The sequence below is a fragment of the Amycolatopsis tolypomycina genome (assembly GCF_900105945.1).
GTDB classification, from domain to species: Bacteria; Actinomycetota; Actinomycetes; order Mycobacteriales; family Pseudonocardiaceae; genus Amycolatopsis; species Amycolatopsis tolypomycina.
Genome location: NZ_FNSO01000003.1, coordinates 745136 through 768041 on the forward strand (window position 1 = coordinate 745136; position 22906 = coordinate 768041).

Genomic DNA, 22906 nt, shown 5'->3' on the forward strand with positions numbered 1-22906 from the left:
CGGGAACGCACCGGGGCCCTGCGGGCAAGCGCCTTCGTTTCGCTCACCGTGTTCGCGGGGTACCCCAGCGCGGTGACGGTCGTCACCACCCGCTGGGAAGGACTGGAGTCATGGTTCACGCGAAAGGCGCCCGCATCCGCGTCCGCGGCCTGCAGCCGGCGCAGGTGCTGGCCGGACTGGCCGGGATCGCGTTCCTCGTCGTCGGCATCATCGGTTTTTCAAGGACGGGCTTCGGCAACTTCGCCGGCCACCACGACGCCGGGTTCTGGCGGTTTTCCGCCAACCCGCTGATGAGCCTGGTCCGCGTCGTGACCGGCGTGGTCGGCCTGCTGCTGGCGTTCGGCTCGGGCCGCGCACGGACGTTCGGCTGGCTGCTGTTCATCGGCTACGGCCTGCTGTTCGTGTGGGGCCTGATGATCGACGGCCTCATTTCGACCAACCCCTTCGCCACGGCCGGCAACCCGATGGATCTCGAGCCCGCCGACACGTGGCTGCACCTCGGCGTCGCCGCGCTCGGCCTGCTGATCGCGGTCCTGCCGGCCCGCCGCACCATCCTGCTGCCCGAGGACGAGACGGCCGACGAGCCGACGGTGGTCGAGCAGCGCACCGACCGCCCGGCCGTCGACCGCACCGACGACCGGGTTGCGGATGAACCGCGCCGCCGGTCGTTCCTGCGTCGTGACCACAAAGGGCGAGGCCCGGAGGTCACTCGCGAAGAGCGTCCGCCGGGCCTCGCCCACTAGGGGGTTCGGGGTGGTTCAGTAGGTGGTGCCACCGGCACCCGAGGAGTCTTTGGTCCCCGCGCCGGCCGGCGCCTGCTGCTGCTGGCCGGACGCGGTGGCCGGGTTGCTGCCGAGCTTGCAGCCGGCGGGCTCGATGACGAACCAGGTGCCGTTGACGCCCTGACCGTTCGCATCGCCCGGCTTGGTGTCCTTCGAGAAGGTGTAGACGGGCCACCCGCCGACGGTCACCTGCTCGGTGCCGTCCTGCCGCTTGATGCTGCCGAGCAGCTTCGAGTCGATGCCCTGCAGTTCGACCTTGCCGTTCGAGAGCACCGGCGGCCAGGTCTTGGCGCAGTCACCGTTGCAGGCGGAGGCCTTCTTCTTGGTGTCCTTCTGGAACAGGTAGAGCGTCATCCCGTTCTGGTCGACGATGGCGTCCCCGAGGCCGTCGATCTTGCTGGCGCTCAGCTTCACGCCACCGGCTTCGGACCCGGCCGCGGCGGCCTGCCCGGCCTTCCCGCCCTTGGCGTTCGCCGCGTACCAGGCGCCACCGACGCCCTGGCCGGTCGCATCGCCGGGCTTGGTGTCCTTGGCGTAGCGGTAGAGCGCCCACCCACCGACGGTGATCTGCTCGGTCCCGTCGGACCGGGTCACCTTGCCGACCTCGTTCTTGTCGACACCCTGGACTTGCACATCCCCGGTGGCCAACATGGGCGGCCAGGCCTTGGCGCAGTCACCGTCGCAGTTCGACTTCGGCGGCTTCGCGGTGTCCTTGTCGAACCGGTAGAGGGTCATCCCGTTCTGGTCGGTGAGCACCTGCCCGACATCAGCCACATCGGCGACGACCAGTTTGGTTTCGTTCGAAGCCGGAGCGGCGTTGCCGACCTGGCCGTTGTTGGCGCCATTGGCGGCCTGGCCGCCCCCGGTCCCACCAGCCGCCGCAGGAGCGACAACGGGCTGAGCAGTCTCGACACCCGAGCAAGCGGTGAGCACTGCCAGCCCGGCTGCCGCCGCGGCGACGGAGACGGCGATGCGCGTGCGAAGCATGGAAGTTCTCCTTGTGTCCGTTGGGGTTTCCCGCCGCTCGGTGCGGCTGCCTGATACCCACTACACGGACCCCCGGCGGAGGCGGTTCAAAGTATTTTCGCCGGGGTTGGGGAGGGGCCGGCCGGCGCTGACGGCCTCGGCGCCGGGGCGGCCCGGACACGGGCGGGTGCTGACCGGTGCTGACACGGGCGGGCGCTGGCCGGCGCTGACCGGCCCGGTCGTGCGTGTGGCGCCAGCTCGGCCGCGCGTGCGGCGCCGACCGGCCCAGCCGTGCGTGGTCCGGCGCCGATGCTCGGCAGAGCGGAGGCCGTTCAGGCCGCGGTGCTGCGGCTCCAGCCGCGCCCGGCCATCCTGCGTCGCCGGGCCGCGTTATGTCGGTTCCGCCGCGCACGGTCGCGCGGGCCGGCGTCGACCGGCTTGGCCGAGCGCGCGCGTCGACCGAGTGTGCTGCCGGTCGCCGTGTTGCCGGCTCCAGCCGCGCCCGTCCCGACAGTGGCGTCCCGCTACGCCGAGCCGTCCGGCTCCGGGCCGCCGCCACTGCCGAGGGCGTGGTCGACCAGGTCGGCCGCCGCGCCGGTGTAGCCCGCCGGGTCGAGCAGGTCGTCCAGGGCCGTCGGCGTCAGCACGTCGGTGATGGCCGGCAGCTCGTCCAGGACGTCCCGGAGCGGCCGGTCCTCGCGCACCGCCCGCCGGGATGCCTCGCCCAGCAGCTCCTTCGCCTCGGCTTTGCCGAGCAGCGGCGCGAGCACGGCGGAGAGCCGCTCCGACACGATCAACCCGTGCGTCGACGCCACGTTCGCCCGCATCCGGCCGGGCTCCGCGGTGAGCCCGCGCGCCAGCTCGGCGGCCGTGTGCGCGGCGCCGCCGGTCAGCCGGAGGCACTCGCGGACCAGCTGCCACTCGGCGTGCCAGACCCCCGCCGACCGTTCGTCCTCGGCGAGCATCGACTGCGTGACCCCCGCGGCCAGCACCGGCACCTGCAGCGCGGCCGAGCGGATCAGCGTCGCCAGCACCGGGTTCCGCTTGTGCGGCATCGCCGACGAACCGCCCCGCCCATCGGCGGACGGCTCGGCGACCTCGCCCAGCTCGGTCCGGCTGAGCGTCGCGACGTCGACGGCCAGCTTCCCCAGCGCCCCGGCGGTGAACGCCAGCGCCCCGGCGAGGTCGGCGACCGGCGTCCGCAGCGTGTGCCACGGCAGCACCGGCACGGCCAGCCCGGTCTCCTCGGCGAACGCGGCGGTCAGCCGTTCGGCATAGTCGCCCCCGCCCCCGCCCCCGCCCGCCTCGCCGGCCAGGCGCGCGTACTCGAGGTACGCCGCCAGCGTTCCGGCCGCGCCGCCCAGCGAGACCGGCAGCCCGCCGTCGAGCACGCCGCGGATGCGGACGGCCGCGTCCAGCACCAGCTGCCGCCAGCCCGCGGCCTTGAGCCCGAACGTCGTCGGCACCGCGTGCGCCGTCAGCGTCCGGCCGGCCATGGTCGTGTGCCGGTGCGCGCGGGCCAGCCCGGACAGCGCCTCGGCCGTCGCGTCGAGGTCGGCGGCGAGCGGCCGCAGCGTCCGGTCGGCGACCAGCATCATCGCGGTGTCGAAGATGTCCTGGCTGGTCGAGCCGCGGTGGACGTACTCGGCCGCACCGGGCGCGAGCTCGCCGACGGCCGACGTCAGCGCCTTCACCAGGCCGACGACGGGGTTCGCGGTCGCCCGCGCCCCTCGTGCCAGCTCGACGACGTCGATCCGCGCGCTTCCGGCGGCCTGCGTGATCGCCTCCGCGGCCTCCGGTGGCACCGTCCCGAGCCGCGCCTGCGCTCTCGCGAGCGCCGCCTCGGCGTCGAGCATCGCGCGCAACCAGGCTTCGTCGCCGGTCGACGCTTCGGCCGGCGTACCGGCCCGTACCGGGGACAGCAATCCGGAGTCGGGGTCGACGGTCATGGCGTCAGCATCGCACGCATCCGCCCTCACCGACGGCCGGACGACCGGGTCTGGCACGCTCACGCGCCATGACCAGCGCCCCGTCCGCCGAGGACACAGCCGGCTCCGCAACCCGGGGAATCGCCGCCGAGCGGCTGACCTTCTTCTCGGACGCCGTCGTCGCCATCGCGATCACGCTGCTCGCGCTCGAGCTGCCGCTGCCGGAGGGCGCCACCAGCGCCGAACTGCTGCGGTCACTCGGTCATCACCAGTCCGAATACGTCTCCTTCCTGATCAGCTTCATCGTCATCGGCGGCCACTGGCGCGCCCACCACCGCCTGTTCAACTACGTCACCACGCTCGGCGGCGGACTCGCCCGGCTCACCTTCGGCTGGCTCCTGATGCAGGTGATCATGCCGTTCGCCACGAAGGTGATCGCCGAAGACGGAGCGTTCGAATTCCGCTTCGTCTTCTACGCCGTTGTGCAGATTGTCGCGCTGACGTTGTTCCTCCTCATGGCCTGGCAGATCCAGCGGAACCACCTGTACCGCGTGGACACCCCACCGGAGCTCTTCGGCGCGGTGTACCGCGGAATCGGCGCGATGGCCGTCGCGTTCGCCGTCTCGATTCCGGTCGCCTTCTTCACGCACTGGGCCTACGCGTGCTGGCTCGTCGTTCCGTTCGTGGTCAACCTCCGTTCCCGCGTCCGCCGCCGGACGGCCGACGCCTGAGCCGTCATTCGCCCGTCGCGCCGTCGATCCGCTCGCGGATCAGGTCGGCGTGGCCGACGTGGCGCGCGTACTCGCCGATCATCCGCAGCAGCACCCAGCGCAGGGTGAACGGTTCGCCGGTGCTGCGCCGGATCCCGGTTTGCTCGAGTGAGCCGGCCGCGACGATCTCGCGTGCGTGCTCGCATTCCGCGTGCCACAAGGCGAACGCCTCGTCGACGTCACCGTCCAGTTCGTTGAAGTCCTGCTCCGGGTCGTCGTCGGAGTAGTAGAGGATCGGGACGTCTTCGCCCGCGAACTGCATCCGGAACCACCAGCGTTCGCAGCCGGTGAGGTGCCGCAGCAGCCCGTGCAGGGTCAATGTGGACGGTGGTACCGAGCGTTCGGACAGTTGCGCCGGCTCCAGGCCGGCGCACTTCAGCTCGAAGGTGCGCCGGTAGTAGTCGAGGGTTTCGGTGAGCGCCTGGCGCTCGTCGGCGACCGGCGCCGGGTCGGTTCTGGCGCTGGTCAGGCGGGGCGTGAGCACCGCCGGGAGGGTGTGTTCGGTCATGTGCGGAGCGTGCCACAGGGGTCCGACAATTTTCGGCTCGGTGCTGCGGTCGGTGACCGGGCAACTGGGTGAAAGCCCAGTTCAGGCACGGTTTGACGAACCCGGTAACGAATTTTGAGGAGCGGCGATCTGATCTTCGTCACCCTGCTGCGCGCGCCCAGTTTCACCGGTCGGAGCGGCACCCCTCGGTTCGAACCAGGAGATCACGAATATGCAGCGAACCGGACGAAGAACCGCTCTGCTGGCCGCGCTGACGACCGCGGCCCTGTGCGCGGCCCCCGCCGTTGCGTCCGCGGCCCCGCCGGCGAGCACGGTCGACGTCAGCGCGACCACCGTGCGCGCGGGCACCACGTTCACGGTCACCGAGCAGCTGACCAACCCGACGGACTTCACGGTCACGGGCGCGAAGGCGGCGCTCTACGTGAAGGAGAAGCCGATCGCCGACGTGGTCGACCTGGTGTCCTGCACCGGGGCGATCGCGCCGTGCGCGCCGTACCTCAGCAGCTTCCGCGGCGGCGTCGGCGACGTGGGTGCGGGCGAAAGCCGGAAGGTGACGTTCACCCTGCGCGTCAAGGACGACGTCGCCCCCGGCCAGTTCACGCTCCAGCACCAGTTCGCCGGCGACAACTACGCGTTCGGCGTGGAAGACGGCCCGGCCGTCACGATCGCCCCGCCGGACGAGGCCGACGTCAAGGTCGCGCTGACCGCCACTCCGCGCGCCGGCCTGGTCGCCCGGGTCGACTACGTGATCAAGGTGTCGAACACCGGCCCGGCCACCGCGACCGGCGTCCGCGTGACGGCCAACGCGGGCACTGGCCGCACGATCGTCTCGGCAACGGGCTGCACCCGCTCCGGCACGACCCTGAACTGCGCGATCGGCACCCTGGCCCCGGGCGCGTCGGCCACGGCGAAGTTCACGTCGGAAGGCGGCCTCTTCGCATGGGGCGCGTTCACGGCGACGGCCCAGCGGTCGGCGAGCGCACCGGCCGACCCCGATGCGGCCAACGACAAGGCGTCGAAGAAGTGCACCGCTTACACGGGCTTGTTCGTGCAGTGCTGACGGCGTGACGCGCGGGGCCCGGCCGGGCTCCGCGCGTCCGTCCACGTTCGTCCACAGAGGATCAGAGCGCGAACGCCGCCGAGCGCGCGTGGCGCCGCACCGCGTCGGCGGTCTCGTCGAGGGACTGCACGGTCGTGTCCATGACGTGGCGTTCCAGCCCGCCGAACGCGCCGACCTCGGCGTAAATGCTCTTCAACGGTTCCACCTCCGTGAGTTCCGCCGGGCCGCGGGCGGTCACCCTCGCGAGGGTGACATCGAGGCTCGGCCGGAGCACGACGTAGTAGAGGTCCAGACCGTCCGCTTCGCAGCGTCTCGGAACGGCTCAAGCGCCCACGGACCGACAACACCGTCGAGCACGACGTTGTTCTGCCGGTCGGCCTCGGGCAGGTAGGGCGGCACGAGCCCTGTCCGGATCCAGGCGTAGAAGCTGTCGGTGTGCAGGTGCACGGTCGGCCGCGGCGCACCTGCGGCGATCACCCGTGCAACGCTCGACTTCCCGGCGCCGGGTGGCCCGGTGAGGATCAGCAGTGAACCAGGCATGGAGGCATCATGGCCAGCCTGCCTGCGGGAAGCCAGGCTCGGGAGCGCCAGCCGGACCCGGTGTGCAAGCGCCCGACCGGCACCTGGCTAAACTGGGGGCGCGGGCCGTTAGCTCAATTGGTAGAGCTGCGGACTTTTAATCCGTAGGTTCTGGGTTCGAGCCCCAGGCGGCCCACTACCGTTTGACCGTTTGACCTGCACGTTTGCCGAGCATGTGGGCACTTTTGCTGTTGTAAATGGGTGCTGGGGGCTCCGTTGCGTCTCCGTTCTCACTGGCGTGCTGGACGACGGTGAGCCGACGTGCCGTCCACCCCGGTTGTCCTTGTCATGTCCAACCGAACATTGCGGGTCCGGGGCTGGTTTGCGGTCGTCGACGGACGAAGCCTGCCGTGCATTGCCCTCGGCGCCGAGGGCTGATCTGGTCGCTTGTAGGCCGTCACCTGGGCATTTAGCCTTGTGGCGAATTCCCACAGCCGGACTCGTGCTGGGTGGTTGTGGAGATCTCGTTCTCCCGGCTGGTCTTGTATTTGGCCCGCCGGTGCAGCAGGTCGTACTGGCACCGCAACTCATGAGCCTGGTCCTCGTACTCACGCTTCGCCGCAAGGAACGGCCGGACGCTTTCGCTGTAGTGGCGCAGGTCGTCCTGCTCTAGCGAACCGTCGCGGAACGCCGTCCAGAACACCAGCGTCGCCGAGACGACCGTGACCAGCGCGACCAGCACCGCCAGCAACACGGCCAGGCCGTTCATCCCGGACAGCACGCCCTCGGCGTAGACCCGGACGAACATCACCACACCCCTCAATCCGGCCAGCAGCCCGATCGTGGCCAGGCTCAGCTTCGAACCGCTCGACACCTTCGCCCAGTCCAGCTGGCGCCGGTGGTTCTTGTTCTGGCGCAGGTTGTGCCCGAGGTAGTGCAACGCCGTCGCGGCGCCGCCGGTCGCGAGCACCGAGATGACAACACTGATCGCCAGTGGCAGCCCGACGGGGTTGCTCCAGTCGATGTTGAACAGCGAACTCGCCAGCCACAGCATGATCGGCAGGTCCACGACGACCACCGTGAGCAGGGTCAGCACCCGGGCCAGCCGGCCGACGCGCCGGTGGCGCAGGCTCCCGCGCAGCTGTTCCAGCTCGATCAGCCGGTCGATCAGCTCGGCGCGGGCCTGGGCCTCGCCAACGGTCAGGTTCTGGCCGTGCGGGCCCACCACGTGCCCGTCCAGCGCCCGGGCGGCTCGGTAGTCAAGCTCCTGGACCCGGGCCAGGAGCAGGTCGCCCGCCGGGGTTTCGCCGCGGGGCCGCGGCTTGGGCAGGGGCAGGTTGCGCGTTTGGTCGGTGCTGGTCATGGCCGCTTGGGGAGGAACGTCCTGGTCCGCAATGTTCTGCGGTTCGTGGTGATCGTGCACCAGGTGGAGTTCGGCGTCGTCTGTGTCGTCACTGAGCTGGGAGAGGTTGTAGGCGTCGGACACCGAGCGGTCGTAGGCGTTGTTGAGCCCCGACAGCCAGGCATCGAACTCGCTGTCGCTGGCCTTCGAAGGATCGTCAACCACGTAACTCCCCCTTTCGGCGATCGTAGATCGATTTGAGATGGGTGCGGGCGTGGCGCAGGTTCGAGCGCACAGTGTCGGTCGGGATCTTCAGCTCTTCGGCAATCTCGCTCGGAGAGAACCCATCGAATGTCCACGCCATCACTTCCCGCTGCCGGGGCGAGAGCAGCCTCAGCAACCAGTCCAGTTCCATCCGTGCCTCGAGTTCGGCGTACGGATCAGGGGCCTGCTGCGGCTGTTCGTGGCCCGCACGGACGTGACGTCGGATGCGTTCCTGCTCGCGCTCGGTGGCAGCAACCGCGAGCCGCGTCGCGACCTTACGCACCCAGGCGGCTGGCGACTGAATCCCGTCCCAGCGCTCGAGTGCCGAGATCATCGCTTGCTGCGCGGCGTCCTGGGCGACGCCGCCGGCATGGCCAAGCTTGAGCAGGAATGAGATCAACCGAGGCAGGTCTTCGCGGTAGAACACCCGGTAGTCCTCGGGAGCTTCACGTGGAAACACCGCGTTCCACTCCCTTCGCCTCGACCCGTCAGATACCCGCCTAGTGTCATGAGGGATCGACGGAGGCGAAACGTGCAACAGCACAAGCCGAATTTCGCGCGAGTCGGGACAGCCGGCGTGGCTAGCGACGACGGGAGGCGGAGTGCAGATTCCGCACACACTTTACGGTCGCCGTCGCGATCCCCATCCCGCCCGCGACCCACGGCCCCAGCGCACAGGCCATAACGGCTAGCGCACTCAAGGCCACCACGATCAGTACGACGACCCGCACGAACTGCTCTCGTTCGCTGCTCACCAGATCAACCAGGCGGAACACCAGCCGCCAGACCGGTGGATCACCGTGCGCCGCGCCCTGCGGCAAGGGAGCCGGTGGGGACTCCGCCCGAGGGGAGATCTCATCCATGTCCTGTTGAGGGCAGCAGCTGCGTTTCGCGTGCAACTGGAGTGGAAAACGTGCGGGTTCCCGAACTCGCACTCGGCTGGCGGCTGTACCAGGACGCGGTCCTGGCGACGTCGGCCGGTACCGCCAGGCTGCGCGCGGTCCGGTCGTTCACCGCGAGCAGCAAGCTTGGCCGGGTGCACCAGGTCGTCGGCGTGGACCACCGGGCCTGTCGGTCGTCCGCGGCTGGCCGCCCGCGGAGGTCGGGCGGCTACCGGACGGTGGAGAAGAGCGGGCCGAACCCTGGCTGAGCAGCAGCTAGGACAGGTTCCCGGCCTGCCCCAGGGACTCCTCGGGTCCCTCCTGCGCCAGCTTGATGATCAGCTCCGCCACCTGCTTCGGCATGCGGAAGCGGTAGGAGTCGCTGTACTTCTCCTTCTCGAAGGGGACCGCGCCCTTCAGGCGCTTCTCGGCGGCTCCGAGTACCCCGGAGCCGACCTTGCGGGTAATCCCGGCCCCGTCGCAGAGCTTCTCCCAGCCCACCCAGCCGTCTGCCGCAGTCAGCGACTCGTGAGCCATGACCTTGAGGAACGCACGCCAGTGTTCGCTCGTGCTCTCCTCGTACGCCCGGACCACAGCCTCCGGTGACAGTGGTTCCTGAGATTCCTTGGCCTGTCCTTGCGCGGCGTAGGTCGCAGCGTGCTTGCTCATGGCCGGAACACTCCAATCCGGCACAGTGGCAGTGAAAGTCACCCAGTTCGTCATCATGTCTCCCTTCATGGACCCCATCTAGTTGTGTACCTACAAGGTAGGCCCTGGGTACATAAACCGCAAGGGGATGAGGGGACGTTGGGTATCTCCGGCAGGCCGTCGAAGCCGGCCGCGTTGCGGCTGATCGACGGCAACCGCGCCAGCCGGATTGTGAAGGACGAGCCGATCCGCGCGGGGTCCCGCCGGTGTGCCCGGACGACGACGTGTCCGCCGAGGTTCGGGAGATCTGGGAGTACACGGTGCGGGAGCTGGAGCACATGGGCACCGTGTACGCCTGCGACCCGGACCCCCTGTGCTGCTACTGCGAGGCCGTGATCAGCCATCGCCGGGCCTGAGCCGTCCTGGCGAAAAGCTCCGTGCTGATCAAGGGCCTGTACGGCGGCAAGGTCCGCAACCTGCGTTGCAGGTGCAGCACGACGCCGCGCACACGATCAAGGGGTTCGCGCAGCAGTCCGGGCTCACGCCGTCCGCGCGTCCGCCGACTCGTGTTCCATCCGCAGTGTTGCTCATGGACCGTCGTGCAGGGTGATGGGTTCGTAGACGCCGCCGGTGATCAGACCTGCGGTGGCGAGGCGGTGGCGGAGTTCTTCGGCTTGGTCAGTCGCCTCGATGGCTGCATCGGAGCCTGTGGACTCGGCGATGAACCCGTGGATGACCGCTGCAGCGAGGTGGTTCCTGTCGACTTCGTGCGCCGGCAGGGTGTGGATGAGGGCGCCGCTGTCGGCGAGCCGGTGGGCGAGGTTGTCGGCCTGGTCGGTCACGGATTCGCCGGCGTCGAAGCCGGCGTTGCCGACGATGAAGTCCCGGATGATCGCCCGCGCTCGGTTGATGGCCAACGTCCGGTCATGGCTGTCCCGGGCAGGTAAGTCCGGGGCAGCACCGTGGCTGGAGTGGGTCATAAGAAAGCTCCACAAGGGCTCCAGTTGCGCCTGTTGGTTTGGGCGCAGTGGACCGCATCGTACGGGCACTCCCGGTTGGAGGGTGCTGCGGACGCGTCACCACGGAGCCTGCTCGATGTGCAGGAGCTTCGGGTGGTGCGCAGATGACGGCAGAAGGCCCTGAACGGCGCTAGGTTGAAGTCCCGACGCGCGGAGTCGGAGGCTCGGGGACTCCCATGGTGGCGATGAGGCTCCGCCCTGCCACGAGATCGGCGTGCACATCAGTCGGCTCGCGCCTAGGGATCCGCGCGAGCCCGAAGTGTGCACGTGCTTGCTCGTCGAGGCATTGGGCGGTGAGCGCGTGGTCGAGGGCGCGCGCGAAGTGAGTCGTCGCGTCTGGGAATCTCGCGGTTGCGAAGGCGATCTCTCCGAGACTGTTCTCGGCGAATGCCAACTCGACCGTGCTGCCCACGCTTGCCGCCAATTCATGAACTCGACGCATGTGCGTCAGAGCTTGCTCGACGTCGCCCAGGGCGAGGTAGGTGAGCCCGAGGTCGTGGTGAGTGTGCGCTTCGCCCAGGACGTAACCCGACTCTTCGCGCAGTGTGAGAGCGCGCGACAGGAGGGTGAGTCCGGTTGCTGGGTCGCCGGCTTTGGTGTGGGCGATGCCGAGGTTCTCGAGCACGACGGTCTCGGCGAGGCGGTCCGGGTGCAGACGGAGGATGTCCAGTGCGGAGCGGTATTCGTCGATGGCGTCGGCGATGTGCCCTCGGCGGACGTGGATGATGCCGATGTCGCTGCGGGCTTTGGCCATGCTGCGCGGGTCGTCGAGTTCGGCAGCCAGGCGGAGGACCTCGTGGTAGCAGGCCAGCGCCTGGTCAAGATCGCCGAGAAGATCATGGGTGACGCCCAGGTTGCCGAAGGCGCTCAGCGTTTCCCTGCCGGCTCCCAGTTCGGAGGCCAGTTCGGCTGCCCGGGAGTGTTGCTGCTGGGCGTCTTCGACGCGGCCCTGGGCTCGGTAAGTGAGGCCGAGCTTGTTGAGCGTGGCGACCTGGCCGGTGACATTGCGGGTTGTGGTGTAGAAGCGCAGGGCTCGCATGTGCAGGGAGATCGCGAGATCGGTCTTGCCGAGTCGGCGCTGGGCCTGGCCGAGCTGATTGAGCGACTGCGCGTGCTGATCGGTGTGTGCGCAGTCGGCGTAGGCGGGCAGTGATGCCGACAGCAAGGTGGCGACGTCTCGGTAACGGGCCTGTTGCAGCAGATGCGGCACGACGATCGCGGCGAGATCGTGCGCTGAGCAGTGCAGATCGTCGGATGCGCCGCAGCTTCGGACGAGCCTGACGATGTTGGCCAATTCTGTCTGCACCCACGCCGCTGCGACGTCGTGGTCAGGTACACCTTCGGTGCTGGGCTGTTGCCCGGAGGTGCTCAGCGCCGTGGCCGCGCTGTTCAGGTAGTGGGTCATGACGCGCTGCATAGCCTGTCGGCGGGCCGTCGGGGACACGTCGTCGATGGCACGGCGCGCTGCGAACCCGCGAACGATGTCGTGTGGCTCGTGGCGTCCGGGGACTGGGGCTGTCAGGAAGTGTGCCTCGGCGAGCTCGTTGAGTGCCGAGCGGGCGTGTTCTGCTGGCTGACCGGTCAAGGCCGCGGCGGTAGCGTCATCGAAGTCGTGTCCGGGGTGGAGGCCCGTCAGGCAGACCAAGGTCTGCGCCGGAGAGCTGAGCGTCTGGTAGGACAGCGCGAGTTGGGTCAGGATGGCCGCTTCGACCTCTGCCGGTCCGACCGCTGAGCCGGGATCTCGGCTGGCCGCGGCCGCGTTGGGCAGGAGTGTCTTCAGGCGGTCCAGGTGCTCGGTTGCGGACCAGTCGGTGTGTCCCTCGACATGGACGAGGAACGCGGCCAACGACATCGGCACATCGTGCAGCAGGGCGGCGATCTGACGCAGCGTCGAGGTGTCAGTATCCCCGAAGGGTTGCACCGAGCGCAGCAGTTGGATCGCCTCGTCGCGTCGCAGGCCGGCGATGTTCAGTCGGACGGCGTCGTTGAGGCTGCTGAGGCGGTTGCGGCTGGTGATCAGGGTGACGCATCCCGGCCCGTCGGCGATCAGCGGCTTGACCTGGTCTGCGTCCTTGGCGTTGTCGAGGAGGATCAACAGCCGGGTGCTTCGACTCAGACCTCGAAAGCGTGCGGTCTTCGAGTTGAGGTCGTGCGGGATCTTGCTGGGCGAGACGCCAAGTGAACGTAGGAACTGCTCGAGTACGGCGTTCGGCGCGACAGCGTGCAGTGATGGATCGTTGTCTACGGCGCGCAGGTTGACGAATAGCACTTTGTCGAACGTCCGCCGACGATACATCTCGTGGGCAACATGTATCGCAAGCGTGGTTTTCCCCATCCCGGCGAGGCCGGTCAGAGCGAAACAGGCAGCCGCCGTGCGGCCGTCTGGTGACACGGACTGCAACATCCGGCGTATTACGGCGCCCCGGCCAACGAATAGTTCGGATTTATCCGGGAGTGACTGCTTGACGGTGACCGTGTTCTCGGCCCCGTGGAGACCGCGGAGATACCACCAGCGCCGCATCCAGGTCTCGTGATAGCCGGGGTCCTGGCACAACGCTGCGACGATGGCCGACACAGCGTCGTCGTTGGGAAACCGCCGATCTGGATTCAGTGCGTCGGCGATTGTGCTCTTCGCAATACCGGTGCGGTCCTCCAGTTCGCGTAAGCTGACTCCTAGCCGAACGCGAAACTTACTCATTTGTAGGATCAAGTCAGCCGAAGTTTCCGCATCCAGCGGATCGGGTGGTTCCGGACGGTTGACGTGGCGGGAAATGTCGGCCTCCTTGTGCGCGTGCGTCTGGCCTTCCGCACTCGATACGCCTGAGAAGTGTCCGGGGTTGTCCGGGATTCCGTTTGCCCACGATGTCTGCGCGGATGCTCTTGCCCAGCCGGCCCGCAAAGTGTGCCGGATGGCCCGAGAGGGAGACAATGAACAACCACACCATCGAGCACGCCGGCGCCGAGGTCAAGCGCCGCTGGCGGCTGCTCGCCACGGCGGCGATCGCCGCGCTGGCCACCGTGCTGGCCGTCGCGACCACGGGACCGGCCACGCTCCGCGGCTCGGCGGCCCCCGCCCCCGTGGCGAACGCGATCCAGTCCGTCCCGATGCAGCTGACCCCCGCTGAGCTGACCGCGTGGCGGGCGCAGACCGCTACGCCGGCCGGCCGCGCCGAAGTCGTCAGGCTGATGCGGGACGCCTTCGCGGGCGTCGCCACCGTGGGCACCGGCCCCAGGGACCTGCCCGGAACCACGACCCGCGAGGGACACATCCAGACGGCCGCTTACGCCGCCGGCATCCGGCCCGCCGTGGCCACCGGCATCACCGGCGACCACTTCTGGATCATCGTGTCCTACGCCGACGTGGTCAACGGCGCCATCTGGGGCGCCGTGCGCGCGTGCCAGACCCGCCTGCCCGGCTGGCTGTGCACCAGCGCGGGCAACCTCCTCGCCAGCTGGGCCCAAGGCTGGGGCACGGCCAGCAACCACGGCCTGTGGGCCGAGATCTACTGGGCGCCGCCGCACGTCAACGCCGGGCGCTGGTAACTGGCGAAACCAGCGGCCGGGGCCTGCCGCGACGGCAGGCCCCGGCCGCCTCGGCGCCTTCGGCAGGCTGCAGTTGACCGCTCGTGCGTGAAGCGCTTGGCGGGCTTCATCCCGCACGACCAGGCGCACCACGACGTGACCTTCGCGGACGAATAACCGATGCAGTCTGCATAGACGTTTCGTCGAGGTTCCGTTCGCATCTAGTCGAACTTCTGTTGCAGACGCCGTGCGACAAAACTGCGACAAGCGCAGTGAAGAATGGCAAAGATTGACGACACGATTTCCTGGGGATCGACGTCGAAGGGTTCTCACGCGAACCTGCCGACGCCGTGCCGCTCGTCGCCTCTTGTGCTGCGGCAGGGTGTTCGACGCGGCAAAAAGTGCCACCTCAGACGCCTGACCTGAGGAGACTGCGGCCCCCCAGGTCCGTGGTAGGTGCGTTTCGCATGGTGAGGGATGCACGGTCGGATGACGCGATTGTTGCATTGAGTAGTTGGGCTTGCCTAAATGTTCCCTAAGTCCGGCACATGCAGTTGCGCAAGCCATGGTTTCTCAGCACAGTAGCGATCAACTCCCGTGCCACCGACATTCAACACAAAGGTACTGTCGTGGACCATTATCGACCTGATGTCGTCACCGAACCCGTGCTCGGTATCCACCGGCCCGAGCCTGAACCGGCCATGCTCGAGGCAGCACCGGTGTATCTGCCGGCCCAACGGGTCGTCCGCCCGGACCAGCAAGCCCCCGTCGAAACCCGTGCGCTGGCGGACGGCACGCGAGCCGTGCTGGCCTACAGCACGCTCGAGCAGCTGATCGCCTGTTGCGGAGAACACCAGCCCTGGGCGCAGGTCCGCGGGCGAGATATGCACGACATCCAGCAGCAGTGCGAGGCGGACGTCGTCCTCTGGGACCACGCGCTTCCCGACGAACTGCGCCGGACGAAGGAGGACCTCGATGGCTGAGCACGGTTTCCGGGTCCAGCCCGCCACCCTGACTGCCGCAGCTGATCGTCTGCAGCACACGGCGGCCGACCTGAAGGCCGCCTCAGTGCAGCTCGACGATCTCGGCCGCATCAACCTCGGTGCGTCGACCGACGCGGTTGCCGCGGTCATCCGCGACATTCGTGACCGGGCTTCCGGTGCGGCGCGCGCGGTGGCGACCCACGCCGACAGTCTCCGCCAGGCACACCACCGGTACACGACTTACGAGCGCGCATGCACCGCAAGCCTCCGCGGCCTAGTGAAGGACGAACCGTGATCATCACCTTCTCCACCCGCGTCGACGCCGACCCCTGTGCTAGCCGGCGGGCCGCCGACACCTTGGGCGCAGTACAGCGGCAGAGCACGACCAGCGCCACGGACATCTTCGACCAGCGCAACCGCCTCGCCCCGGACTGGGTGTGCGCCGCCGCCGACCGTTCGGCGAACACCCTGACCGCCAACGGCGGCCTCGCCGACCAGGTCGCCGACGACGCATCGACCCTCGTCACGGCGCTGATGGTCTTCGCCGACGCCATCGATGCCGTCCGTGCTCGGATGGCCGACATCAGACGCGACGCCCGAGCCGCAGGTCTGCCCGTCGTCGCCGACGTCGTCCAGGTCACCCGCCCCGAACTGTCCGGGCAGTTCAGCAGCCGCATCGCGGCCGCCAGGTCAGCCGAGCGAACGGCTCACCAAGACCTCATCCAGGCGCTGCTGCACTTCCAGTCGTTCATCGCCTACGCCGCGGCGGCTCCTTGGACGCGGACGGCCGGGTATGTGCGCGCCGCCGGCGCCAAGCTCTCCGGCGACGTCCGCCAGGTCGCCGACCTACTCAAGAACGACAGGCTGCGTACGGCAGTGACCGGGAAGGGAACCGAAGCGCTGACTGCCGCGCAAGCCTTCGCCCGGGACTCCGAGATCAGCAAGGTCGCCTCTCAGGCCAACGACGTCCTGGGAAGAGGTTTTGGCGCCGGGGCGCTGAAGGTGTCCTACATCGGAGCGGCCCTGACCGGGATCGGGGTTGTGTCGTCCATCCATGACGGAAAGCCAGCCGACAAGGCCATCGCCAGTGGCGGCGCCAGCCTCGTTGCCGGCGCGCTCGCGACCGCCGCGGTCGCGTCCGGGCCGCCCGGCTGGGTGGCGATCGGCGTGGGAGCCGCGGTCTCCATGGGCGTCGGCTACCTTGTCGATCATCACTGGGACAACTGGAAGCACGGCAAGCTCTGGTGACCGTGCTCGACGGAGATCGTCGTGGCGTCCAGCCCGATGATCTCCGTCGTGTTCGCCCGAGTCGCGATCCGCGAAACGGCTGGCGCGCGCCAGCCGGGTGACAATGCTCGACGTCAGTACGGCCGAGCGGCCCCGCGCTAACCGGCTGTGAGACTGCCCGCCTGGGTCATGCATCACGTGGACGGCGTATCCGTCCGGCGGGGAACTCCCAGCGGAACCCGACGATGCCCTGCAGGTCGTCGACGTGACGGTGGACGCACCCGTCCTGACGCAGCGTGACCGGCTCTTGGTGGACTGGCCGGGATGCGTGCAAGTCGTCCCACTCGGCCCACCACACGCGCGTAGGCAGGAGCTCCGCGTCGAACTGGACGTCGATGGTGACGTTCTCAATGGGATTGACCGCTGCCCGCCGGAACTCCGGTGGTGGAGCCTCGGTGTAGTGCAGCACGGTCCGGTACTCGAACGATTCAGTCGCGCCGGGTGCGACCGGTTCGTGGAAGTTGATGTCGACCGCGTAGATCCCGTCGTCGCCGGTCCTCGAGAGTGGCCCGGCGGTGCCGCCGCGCACCACGTCCACGGACGCGGCGCTGGTGTCGAAGCGGTAGCGGTAGCTGCGGAGTTCGTCGATGGCGCGCACGACGTGGAAGGTGCGATGCCAGGCAGGAAGGCCGTCGGGGCCGACGACGTGGAACTCATGCAGCGAGACTGTCTGATACCGCGCGCGGGACCCTGGCGTCTCAGTGGTGATCTGTGCCGGCCGAACGATCTGGACCCTGGCGGGGTGATTGCCCGCACGCAGCGCCCGCAGTGCGTCGATGTCCGCTTCGCTCATGTCGAAGGCGTCGGTGAACCACCGAAGCGTCCGGTTGGACAGCACCTTGCCGGTCAGCGCGCGGCTGATGATGTCTTTGAGCCCACGCGAAGGGGAGCTGCCGATGTCCCGCTCGAGGCTGGGATGGCCCTCCCCGAGTTGGCGCAGGTGGTCGTAGATCACGTGTGCCACAGCCGCCTGGTTGATGGCGGAACCGCGGTGCTGAACGACCTCGGCGTGGCGTTCCCAGCGCCGACGATAGCGAGCCTGACTGCTCAGCAGGTGCACGAGGTAGGCCGACGCGTCCGCGACGTGCTGTGCCCGTAGGCGCGAACTCGAGTCATCCGGTGACGACATAGCGGATATCAGCTCCCCTGAGGACGAGGCATCGACCGGTGGTGGTCGCGCAGGCGCGATCGGGGCCCGGTCGCCTGCGACAGCGCTGCGACACGACGGCGGTATGACGGAGCAAGGAGTCGGACACGTCCGGTCCACCAGCGAGAAGGAGATGCTGATGTTCACACGGATGAAGGCCGTCGGGGTCGCCGTGCTGGCCGCGGCGGGGTTGGCAGGCGTGATCCCGGCCACATCGGCCGAGGCCTCCGTCGGCTGCTACGGCGACTACTGCTCGGGACAGGACCCACAGGCCACCGGCTGCGCTGCGGACGCCCAGACGGTGGCGTTCGAAGACTTGAGCGGTGCGCGGATCGAAGTGCGCTGGTCTCCGACGTGCAAGACGAACTGGGCACGCTGGCAGCAGTACCCGGTCGGCTTCAAGTCCGACCTCGCGCTGTCGCTCGTCGCCATCCAGGACACCGGCTACAGCCAGAGCGCGTCCGGGATCGACGACGTCAACGGCACACGGGCGGGCACGTACTGGACGCCGATGATCTACTCGCCGGTACACAAGGTGAAGGCAGCCGCCAACCTCATGTGCGGCGACGCCACCCTCATCGGAGCGGCGTTCGACTGCGCCACCAACGGCAAGATCGAGACGCGAGCCGTGTGATGGCCAGGCAGCCGTAGCGCCACGCCCGGTGTGGGGTCGCCGCGATGGCGATGACCTCATACCGGGCAGTCGGCCTGGGGCGAGACAGTCGTTGACTACGGGCTGGTGCAATCCGGTCCAGCAGCTGTCCGGCCTGTGCCCGGGGGCAAGCGGGAGCGAGGGGCGCAGCCCCGACCCGGCTGCCGTAGCTAGCCTGACTTGAGGCCGAGCAAGGCGCTCCAATGGGGTGCGCGTCTCTATCTTTATCGGATTGCTCCCTGGCAGGTAGCGAGGGTGACTGCGGGGAGACCGCCATCAGGTGAGTGACCGGTGGGGTCTTCGTCGGTCGGGACGGCGCGGACGCCGGCGAACGTCACCCAGCCGGTGTTGTCGGCCAGGTGGAAGTAGACGTCGGAGTTCCACGGCGGGGTGTTCAATGGATACGCCACAGGGCCGTGGACCCAGCCATCCACGTAGATCGTCTTGTTGGGCGCGATCGGTCCGATGACGCGGGACTGCAGGTTCGGGCCCGCAAGCTGCCGAGCGCCGTAGGGCAGCCAGCGATTCTGCGCGAACACTTGGAACGGAGGGCAGCCGCCAGTCATTGCGGTGACGTCACTGGCGGCTGGTGACGCCCAGGACTTCACCCGATCAGGCCCGATCAGAACCACTGCCAATGCCACGGCGCCGATGAGGAGAACCAGGAGCCCGACTCGCAGGGCGCCACGCAGGCGCGTCGTGATGAGCCGGATCCCGGCCACGAGTGCAACAGCGCAGGTGACGACAGCGAGTGCGGTGGGACCTTGTGTGGCCAGCGTGACGATTGCCGAGACGTCCGCGACAAGACCGATCGCGCCCCACCACCCGAGACCGGCACGTGCATTCGGCGTCGGATTCGGGTTGGGGGCGGAGCTGATCATGTGCGGGTCCGTTCCTGCGGGTGCAAGTTCGACGCGGTCATGTGCCGCGGCAGCGGGCTAGCTTCATGAAGGCGTGGGGTGATCGGGCGGCTTTCGTGGCTCAAGGTCGTGACCGTAGCGCTCGGCGTTACGACATCTCGGGGTTGACGGCGACCTCGGCTGCGTGACTCGGCTGTATTCGACGATGGCTGTGTCGCCAGCGAGGGGCGTCGGACAAACGTGCTGCCGACGTTGGTGATGCCGCCCGGTTACCAGGTACCGCTGGTCGTGACGCTGCGCCAGATGTAGCGCGCTACCCAGATGCCGTGGTTGGTCAGTGCCGGGTGGCCGGCGACGAGCTGGCCGATGACCTGCCTGACGGCCCGGCTGCACGCCATCGCGACGGGGTTGGGGAAGCCGGGCTCCCCGGACGCCGCGCTGCAGAGCGCACCCGCCACGACGCCGGCGCCGAGGCGCAGGACGGTTCCGTAGCTGGCGATCGCCCAAGCGTGGTCGTGGGTCCAGCCGATCTCCACCCCAGAGACGTTCTTCGACCAGTCCGACGGGGTGTTGGCCGAGGCCGGACCGGCGAGCACCCCCGCGAGGAGCAGGGCACCGACCAGCGGCGCGAGGATGGTCCGGCCCCACCTGCTCACCCGCTGCGGCGTCAGTGTCGGGCTGGTGGCGCTGACGTTCGTCATCATGTTCACCTCACCGTCGAGGCCCGGAAGGCCTGTGGACCCTCATGGTCGGGTCAGTGGCACCGACCGCGCTCTCGGTGGGGAATTTGCGTTAACGATCCGCCTTGTACCCGACAGTGCCGGAGGCGATGCTGCCTCGATGACCGAACCCTCGTCCCGCGTCACACCCGGCCAAGTGCTGCAGGCCTGGCGTGCCTACCGAGATGTATCTGGCGCCGAGGTCGCCCGGCGCATCGGCGTCCAGCCCCCAGCGCTGTCACAGTGGGAGACCGGCAAACGGACGCCAGAACATCCGTACGCCGTGACCGCGATCGGCAAGGCCCTGCAGCTACCTGCGGACGAGGCCACCGCGATGGAGGGGATGTGGCGGACCGCGGCGTCGGTGACGGCCCTGCCTCCGCAAGGGGCCTGGTTCCACAACTTCCCGATCCCCTCTGGCCCCGTCTGGGCCTGGATGCGCAGCCACCCCGGCAGCGGCGATCACCAGGTCGTGCTGGAATTCGGTCCGTTCAATGAAAGCTTCACCATTCCCGCAGACAGCGGCGGTCTCATCGTGCACTCGCCCACCAGCCTGCCCAACCCGCCATTGAAAGTGATCTTCGACGGCGAAGGGTGGACCGACTTCGGCCGCGGCGTCATCCCGGAGCAAGTCGCGACCAAGCTGGGCATCACCATGATCGCGGCACGCGACGTCATCGGCGGCAACAGCCCCATGTTCCGGCCATTGAAGGACGACGAGAGCGCCGAATCGCGCACCATGCTCGCCAACATCCGCCACGCCGCGAGCTGGTTCAACCTCGCCTGGAGCCGCGTCTCCGCGCACTTCGGGGTCCTCAGGCCTACCGTCCCGACCGCCCGGGCCCTCGAAGCCGAAACGATCGCGACCACCCGCCGCCCCGGAACAAGCGTCACCGACACCGCCGGGCAACTGGTCAGCCAGTTGATGATGACCCCCGAGCAGATCCGCGCCATCCGCCAGGCCCGCGGCTTCACCCGCGCCGAGGCCGCGCAGGAGGCCACCAATCGCAACCCGCGCAGCCCGGTCACACCCAAGATGCTGGAGACGCTCGAAACCACCGGCCGGATTCCCGCCGCCGCACATGCGCTGGCGCGGCTGGACATGATCTACCAGACCGACGGTCGGCTCGGCATCGACCGCGTAGAGGACTTCGACACCGCCACCCGCACCCCGACCGGCGCATTCTCACCGGACTTCCCCTGGTACTGGCAGGGACACGTGTGGCTACAGGTACACGGTCCCCGACCGGACGACACCTGCGTGATGGAGCTGATCTGGGGACCATGGCGGCGGCGAGTCCGCGTCCGCTCGCTCGACGTTGTCACCACCCGCAAAGCCGTTCTCGGGCCTGACCCGGCACGACCGGCTCCGCCGCCTCCGCATCGCCCGGGCCGCCGGAAACCGCTCGAACTCAACCCTCGGCTGGTCGTCACCCTGCCCCGAGGATGGCGCCTCGGCGCTGGTATGGGTGCAGTGCCCACCGCCCTCGACATCAACGTGGGCTGGCGCCCGGTCAACCTGCGCGCCGCCGCCGAACTCGTCCGCGAAAGCGTCCGGGCTATCGAGCTAACACGGCCACGATCTCCCGACCGAAAATGACGGAGGACACGAGGCCGTGTGCGGGCCCGGCCGTTCTTCCCCAGGTCGCCGAGCAGCCACTGGAAGCGGGTTTGGCCGCGGCCCGGCTCGCCCAGGATCGTCGCACAGGTCGAGGACGTAGATCTTGTCACTGCTCGCGTGCCCATAGCGACCATCGTGCTCGCCTCCGGCACCTTCCCCGAGGCCAGGCACGGAGGCGGTGCCGGGCTCGCTGCAGGGCAGGCTAAGCGCGGGGCGAGCTCCGGCCGCTCTGCAGTGCATGGCGCGGCCGCTCCAGTGTGGCTCAGCCTGGCAGGTCGGCGAGGAAGACGGCGGGGCCGCCGCCGGCGCCGCAGCCGAGGCAGTGGAATGTGCTGTGGCGTGGCCGGACGATCAGGGCCGGGTAACCGCAGCCCGGGCAGACGCCGCCCAGCTGATGCACGTGCGCTCATACGGTCTAGCCCACCCACGACCCAAAGAACTTCCTCATCGTCGCGCCAGGTAGTGACGGATGCGACGTGGACGCCGAGCGCGACGGCGACGATCAGCCACCACAGCCTGACCGTGACCGCACCGGTCGTCACCAGCTCGGCACCGAGGGCGCCAATCCCACTGAGCAGGTGGAAGGTCAGTCAGCGCACCACCACGTTGTGCAGCAGCAGGTAAAGCCCCGCTCTGTCGGTGGCGTTGGCGGACGCCCGGGCCGTCAACTTCGTGCCGGCGAAGGTAGCCTTGTCGATTCCGCTCGCCGCTCACGCCCGTTGTCTGAGCCGAACGGCGGTTTCACGGCCGACGACGCGGAGTTCGAGCTGGACATGCTCGTAGTGGAGTTCGGCCTGTCGCGCGTCGGCCCCGACGGTGATGCAATGTCGGGGCCGAGCATGTCCGCGAGCTAGGTCACTGTGACGTGTCACGCGCGGTGGTGCCTGGGTCAGGCCTTGGTGGTGATGCAGGCGATGGATCGGCTGCCGTGACTCCAGCGGTAGGCACCGCAGATTCCGGAGTCGGCTTTGATTCACTAGTTGATCGCCCAGGTGAACCCGGTGCCCTGGCCGGTTTGCCGTTGCCGCGCTGAGATTCGGCAAGCAGCCAACCTGCTGGTTCTGGAACGTCACCGGGAGGCCGCCACCATCATCACCTCCAAGCGGGCGCCGCCGGAGATCCTCGCGATGATGGCCGACCCCCTGCTCGCGCAGTCCGCGATCGACCGGTTCCAGTCCGCCGCCTTCGAGCTCGTCATCGAAGGCGAGAGTCTATCGGAAGCCCACCACCGTCACCCTTGTCGACCAGCACGAGGACACCCCGTAGTTGACCGTTGGCACCGTCTGGCTCACCATCAACACGCGGCCCGCGACCGCCGGTCCGAGCTGGTCCCTAGCTCGCGGAAACGGTGGTCCCATGCTCGTGGCAGGCGGCAGAACGGGCGTCAGTGGCTTCGGCGCTCTTCGCGCGGATCGACAAGATAGCAGA

Annotated in this window: 27 protein-coding genes and 1 tRNA gene; 13 read left to right on the forward strand and 15 right to left on the reverse strand. The window is 68.7% G+C overall.

All coding sequences use genetic code 11. The annotated features are described in order from the left end of the window. Positions 1 to 110 precede the first annotated feature (110 nt). The gene (locus BLW76_RS09275; protein WP_091305446.1) at positions 111 to 743 is read left to right on the forward strand and encodes a DUF4383 domain-containing protein; all 633 of its coding nucleotides are present in this window, start codon (positions 111 to 113) and stop codon (positions 741 to 743) included. A gap of 15 nt (positions 744 to 758) precedes the next feature. On the opposite strand, the gene BLW76_RS09280 is transcribed toward BLW76_RS09275, so the two are convergent. Next, entirely contained in the window at positions 759 to 1769 is a 1011-nt protein-coding gene (locus tag BLW76_RS09280) for an SCO0930 family lipoprotein (protein WP_091305447.1), read from the reverse strand. Positions 1770 to 2272: 503 nt separating this feature from the next. Beyond that, positions 2273 to 3697 (reverse strand): nitrosuccinate lyase, encoded by a 1425-nt coding sequence (locus tag BLW76_RS09285; protein WP_167384524.1) that lies wholly within the window; start codon positions 3695 to 3697, stop codon positions 2273 to 2275. Positions 3698 to 3765: 68 nt separating this feature from the next. Here BLW76_RS09285 and BLW76_RS09290 point away from each other — a divergent pair, with 68 nt between their 5' ends. Beyond that, entirely contained in the window at positions 3766 to 4407 is a 642-nt protein-coding gene (locus BLW76_RS09290; protein ID WP_091305450.1) for a TMEM175 family protein, read from the forward strand. A 4-nt stretch (positions 4408 to 4411) separates the two neighbouring features. On the opposite strand, the gene BLW76_RS09295 is transcribed toward BLW76_RS09290, so the two are convergent. Continuing rightward, complete coding sequence (locus BLW76_RS09295) at positions 4412 to 4954, reverse strand: DinB family protein (RefSeq protein ID WP_091305451.1); 543 nt, start codon at positions 4952 to 4954, stop codon at positions 4412 to 4414. A gap of 211 nt (positions 4955 to 5165) precedes the next feature. On the opposite strand from BLW76_RS09295, the gene BLW76_RS09300 reads away from it, so the two are divergent. Beyond that, positions 5166 to 6014, forward strand: coding sequence for a COG1361 family protein (locus tag BLW76_RS09300; RefSeq protein ID WP_208613244.1), 849 nt, complete (start codon positions 5166 to 5168; stop codon positions 6012 to 6014). Between the two features lie 61 nt (positions 6015 to 6075). Here the strand turns inward: BLW76_RS09300 and BLW76_RS50390 are convergent, their stop codons facing one another. Together BLW76_RS50390 and BLW76_RS49520 are read right to left on the reverse strand one after the other, a co-directional pair. Continuing rightward, positions 6076 to 6210: a hypothetical protein gene (locus BLW76_RS50390; protein ID WP_279627666.1), complete on the reverse strand. Its 135-nt coding sequence runs from the start codon at positions 6208 to 6210 to the stop codon at positions 6076 to 6078. A gap of 38 nt (positions 6211 to 6248) precedes the next feature. After that, entirely contained in the window at positions 6249 to 6554 is a 306-nt protein-coding gene (locus tag BLW76_RS49520) for a phosphotransferase-like protein (RefSeq protein ID WP_244170095.1), read from the reverse strand. A gap of 102 nt (positions 6555 to 6656) precedes the next feature. Here BLW76_RS49520 and BLW76_RS09310 point away from each other — a divergent pair. After that, positions 6657 to 6729 (forward strand) — tRNA-Lys (locus BLW76_RS09310). 273 nt (positions 6730 to 7002) lie between these two features. Here the strand turns inward: BLW76_RS09310 and BLW76_RS09315 are convergent. Together BLW76_RS09315 and BLW76_RS09320 are read right to left on the reverse strand one after the other, a co-directional pair. After that, positions 7003 to 8100, reverse strand: a complete 1098-nt coding sequence (locus BLW76_RS09315) for a hypothetical protein (protein ID WP_244170096.1) — start codon at positions 8098 to 8100, stop codon at positions 7003 to 7005. Beyond that, positions 8093 to 8566 (reverse strand): RNA polymerase sigma factor, encoded by a 474-nt coding sequence (locus BLW76_RS09320; protein ID WP_167384525.1) that lies wholly within the window; start codon positions 8564 to 8566, stop codon positions 8093 to 8095. Before BLW76_RS09320 ends, BLW76_RS09315 begins: the two co-directional genes overlap by 8 nt. A 486-nt stretch (positions 8567 to 9052) precedes the next feature. Here BLW76_RS09320 and BLW76_RS09325 point away from each other — a divergent pair, with 486 nt between their 5' ends. Next, positions 9053 to 9289: a hypothetical protein gene (locus tag BLW76_RS09325; protein WP_143060557.1), complete on the forward strand. Its 237-nt coding sequence runs from the start codon at positions 9053 to 9055 to the stop codon at positions 9287 to 9289. A 7-nt stretch (positions 9290 to 9296) separates the two neighbouring features. On the opposite strand, the gene BLW76_RS09330 is transcribed toward BLW76_RS09325, so the two are convergent. Beyond that, positions 9297 to 9689, reverse strand: coding sequence for a hypothetical protein (locus tag BLW76_RS09330; protein ID WP_143060558.1), 393 nt, complete (start codon positions 9687 to 9689; stop codon positions 9297 to 9299). A 263-nt stretch (positions 9690 to 9952) separates the two neighbouring features. Between BLW76_RS09330 and BLW76_RS50395 the strand changes: the two genes are divergently transcribed. After that, positions 9953 to 10084 (forward strand): hypothetical protein, encoded by a 132-nt coding sequence (locus BLW76_RS50395; RefSeq protein WP_279627667.1) that lies wholly within the window; start codon positions 9953 to 9955, stop codon positions 10082 to 10084. 171 nt (positions 10085 to 10255) lie between these two features. Here the strand turns inward: BLW76_RS50395 and BLW76_RS09335 are convergent, their stop codons facing one another. Together BLW76_RS09335 and BLW76_RS09340 are read right to left on the reverse strand one after the other, a co-directional pair. Next, positions 10256 to 10648, reverse strand: a complete 393-nt coding sequence (locus BLW76_RS09335) for a hypothetical protein (protein WP_143060559.1) — start codon at positions 10646 to 10648, stop codon at positions 10256 to 10258. A 169-nt stretch (positions 10649 to 10817) separates the two neighbouring features. Next, positions 10818 to 13385, reverse strand: coding sequence for a tetratricopeptide repeat protein (locus BLW76_RS09340; protein ID WP_091305459.1), 2568 nt, complete (start codon positions 13383 to 13385; stop codon positions 10818 to 10820). Positions 13386 to 13615: 230 nt separating this feature from the next. On the opposite strand from BLW76_RS09340, the gene BLW76_RS09345 reads away from it, so the two are divergent. From BLW76_RS09345 to BLW76_RS09360, 4 genes are all read left to right on the forward strand, one after another. Next, positions 13616 to 14230 carry a hypothetical protein gene (locus BLW76_RS09345; RefSeq protein WP_091305460.1) on the forward strand — a complete coding sequence of 205 codons (615 nt, stop codon included), beginning with the start codon at positions 13616 to 13618 and terminating at the stop codon, positions 14228 to 14230. A 527-nt stretch (positions 14231 to 14757) separates the two neighbouring features. Continuing rightward, positions 14758 to 15192 carry an SAV_915 family protein gene (locus BLW76_RS47605; RefSeq protein WP_143060560.1) on the forward strand — a complete coding sequence of 145 codons (435 nt, stop codon included), beginning with the start codon at positions 14758 to 14760 and terminating at the stop codon, positions 15190 to 15192. Next, complete coding sequence (locus tag BLW76_RS09355) at positions 15185 to 15487, forward strand: hypothetical protein (protein ID WP_091305464.1); 303 nt, start codon at positions 15185 to 15187, stop codon at positions 15485 to 15487. The genes BLW76_RS47605 and BLW76_RS09355 overlap by 8 nt, the downstream gene beginning before the upstream one ends. Then, complete coding sequence (locus BLW76_RS09360; protein WP_091305465.1) at positions 15484 to 16440, forward strand: hypothetical protein; 957 nt, start codon at positions 15484 to 15486, stop codon at positions 16438 to 16440. The genes BLW76_RS09355 and BLW76_RS09360 overlap by 4 nt, the downstream gene beginning before the upstream one ends. Before the next feature lie 166 nt (positions 16441 to 16606). On the opposite strand, the gene BLW76_RS09365 is transcribed toward BLW76_RS09360, so the two are convergent. Next, on the reverse strand, positions 16607 to 17539 hold the full coding sequence (locus tag BLW76_RS09365) for a hypothetical protein (RefSeq protein ID WP_143060561.1): 933 nt from the start codon (positions 17537 to 17539) through the stop codon (positions 16607 to 16609). A gap of 226 nt (positions 17540 to 17765) precedes the next feature. On the opposite strand from BLW76_RS09365, the gene BLW76_RS09370 reads away from it, so the two are divergent. Further along, complete coding sequence (locus BLW76_RS09370; RefSeq protein WP_167384526.1) at positions 17766 to 18260, forward strand: DUF2690 domain-containing protein; 495 nt, start codon at positions 17766 to 17768, stop codon at positions 18258 to 18260. 242 nt (positions 18261 to 18502) lie between these two features. Here the strand turns inward: BLW76_RS09370 and BLW76_RS09375 are convergent, their stop codons facing one another. Both BLW76_RS09375 and BLW76_RS09380 read right to left on the reverse strand, forming a co-directional pair. Next, positions 18503 to 19159, reverse strand: coding sequence for a hypothetical protein (locus tag BLW76_RS09375; RefSeq protein WP_091305470.1), 657 nt, complete (start codon positions 19157 to 19159; stop codon positions 18503 to 18505). A 248-nt stretch (positions 19160 to 19407) separates the two neighbouring features. After that, entirely contained in the window at positions 19408 to 19839 is a 432-nt protein-coding gene (locus BLW76_RS09380) for a hypothetical protein (RefSeq protein ID WP_167384527.1), read from the reverse strand. Between the two features lie 139 nt (positions 19840 to 19978). On the opposite strand from BLW76_RS09380, the gene BLW76_RS09385 reads away from it, so the two are divergent. After that, a complete protein-coding gene (locus BLW76_RS09385) occupies positions 19979 to 21457 on the forward strand; it encodes a helix-turn-helix domain-containing protein (RefSeq protein ID WP_167384528.1) in 1479 nt (492 codons plus the stop codon). Positions 21458 to 21740: 283 nt separating this feature from the next. On the opposite strand, the gene BLW76_RS48370 is transcribed toward BLW76_RS09385, so the two are convergent. Further along, the gene (locus BLW76_RS48370) at positions 21741 to 21878 is read right to left on the reverse strand and encodes a hypothetical protein (protein WP_167384529.1); all 138 of its coding nucleotides are present in this window, start codon (positions 21876 to 21878) and stop codon (positions 21741 to 21743) included. 76 nt (positions 21879 to 21954) lie between these two features. On the opposite strand from BLW76_RS48370, the gene BLW76_RS47610 reads away from it, so the two are divergent. Continuing rightward, positions 21955 to 22332 carry a hypothetical protein gene (locus tag BLW76_RS47610; RefSeq protein WP_143060563.1) on the forward strand — a complete coding sequence of 126 codons (378 nt, stop codon included), beginning with the start codon at positions 21955 to 21957 and terminating at the stop codon, positions 22330 to 22332. 215 nt (positions 22333 to 22547) lie between these two features. On the opposite strand, the gene BLW76_RS50400 is transcribed toward BLW76_RS47610, so the two are convergent. After that, a complete protein-coding gene (locus tag BLW76_RS50400; RefSeq protein WP_279627668.1) occupies positions 22548 to 22676 on the reverse strand; it encodes a hypothetical protein in 129 nt (42 codons plus the stop codon). Positions 22677 to 22906: the final 230 nt, after the last annotated feature.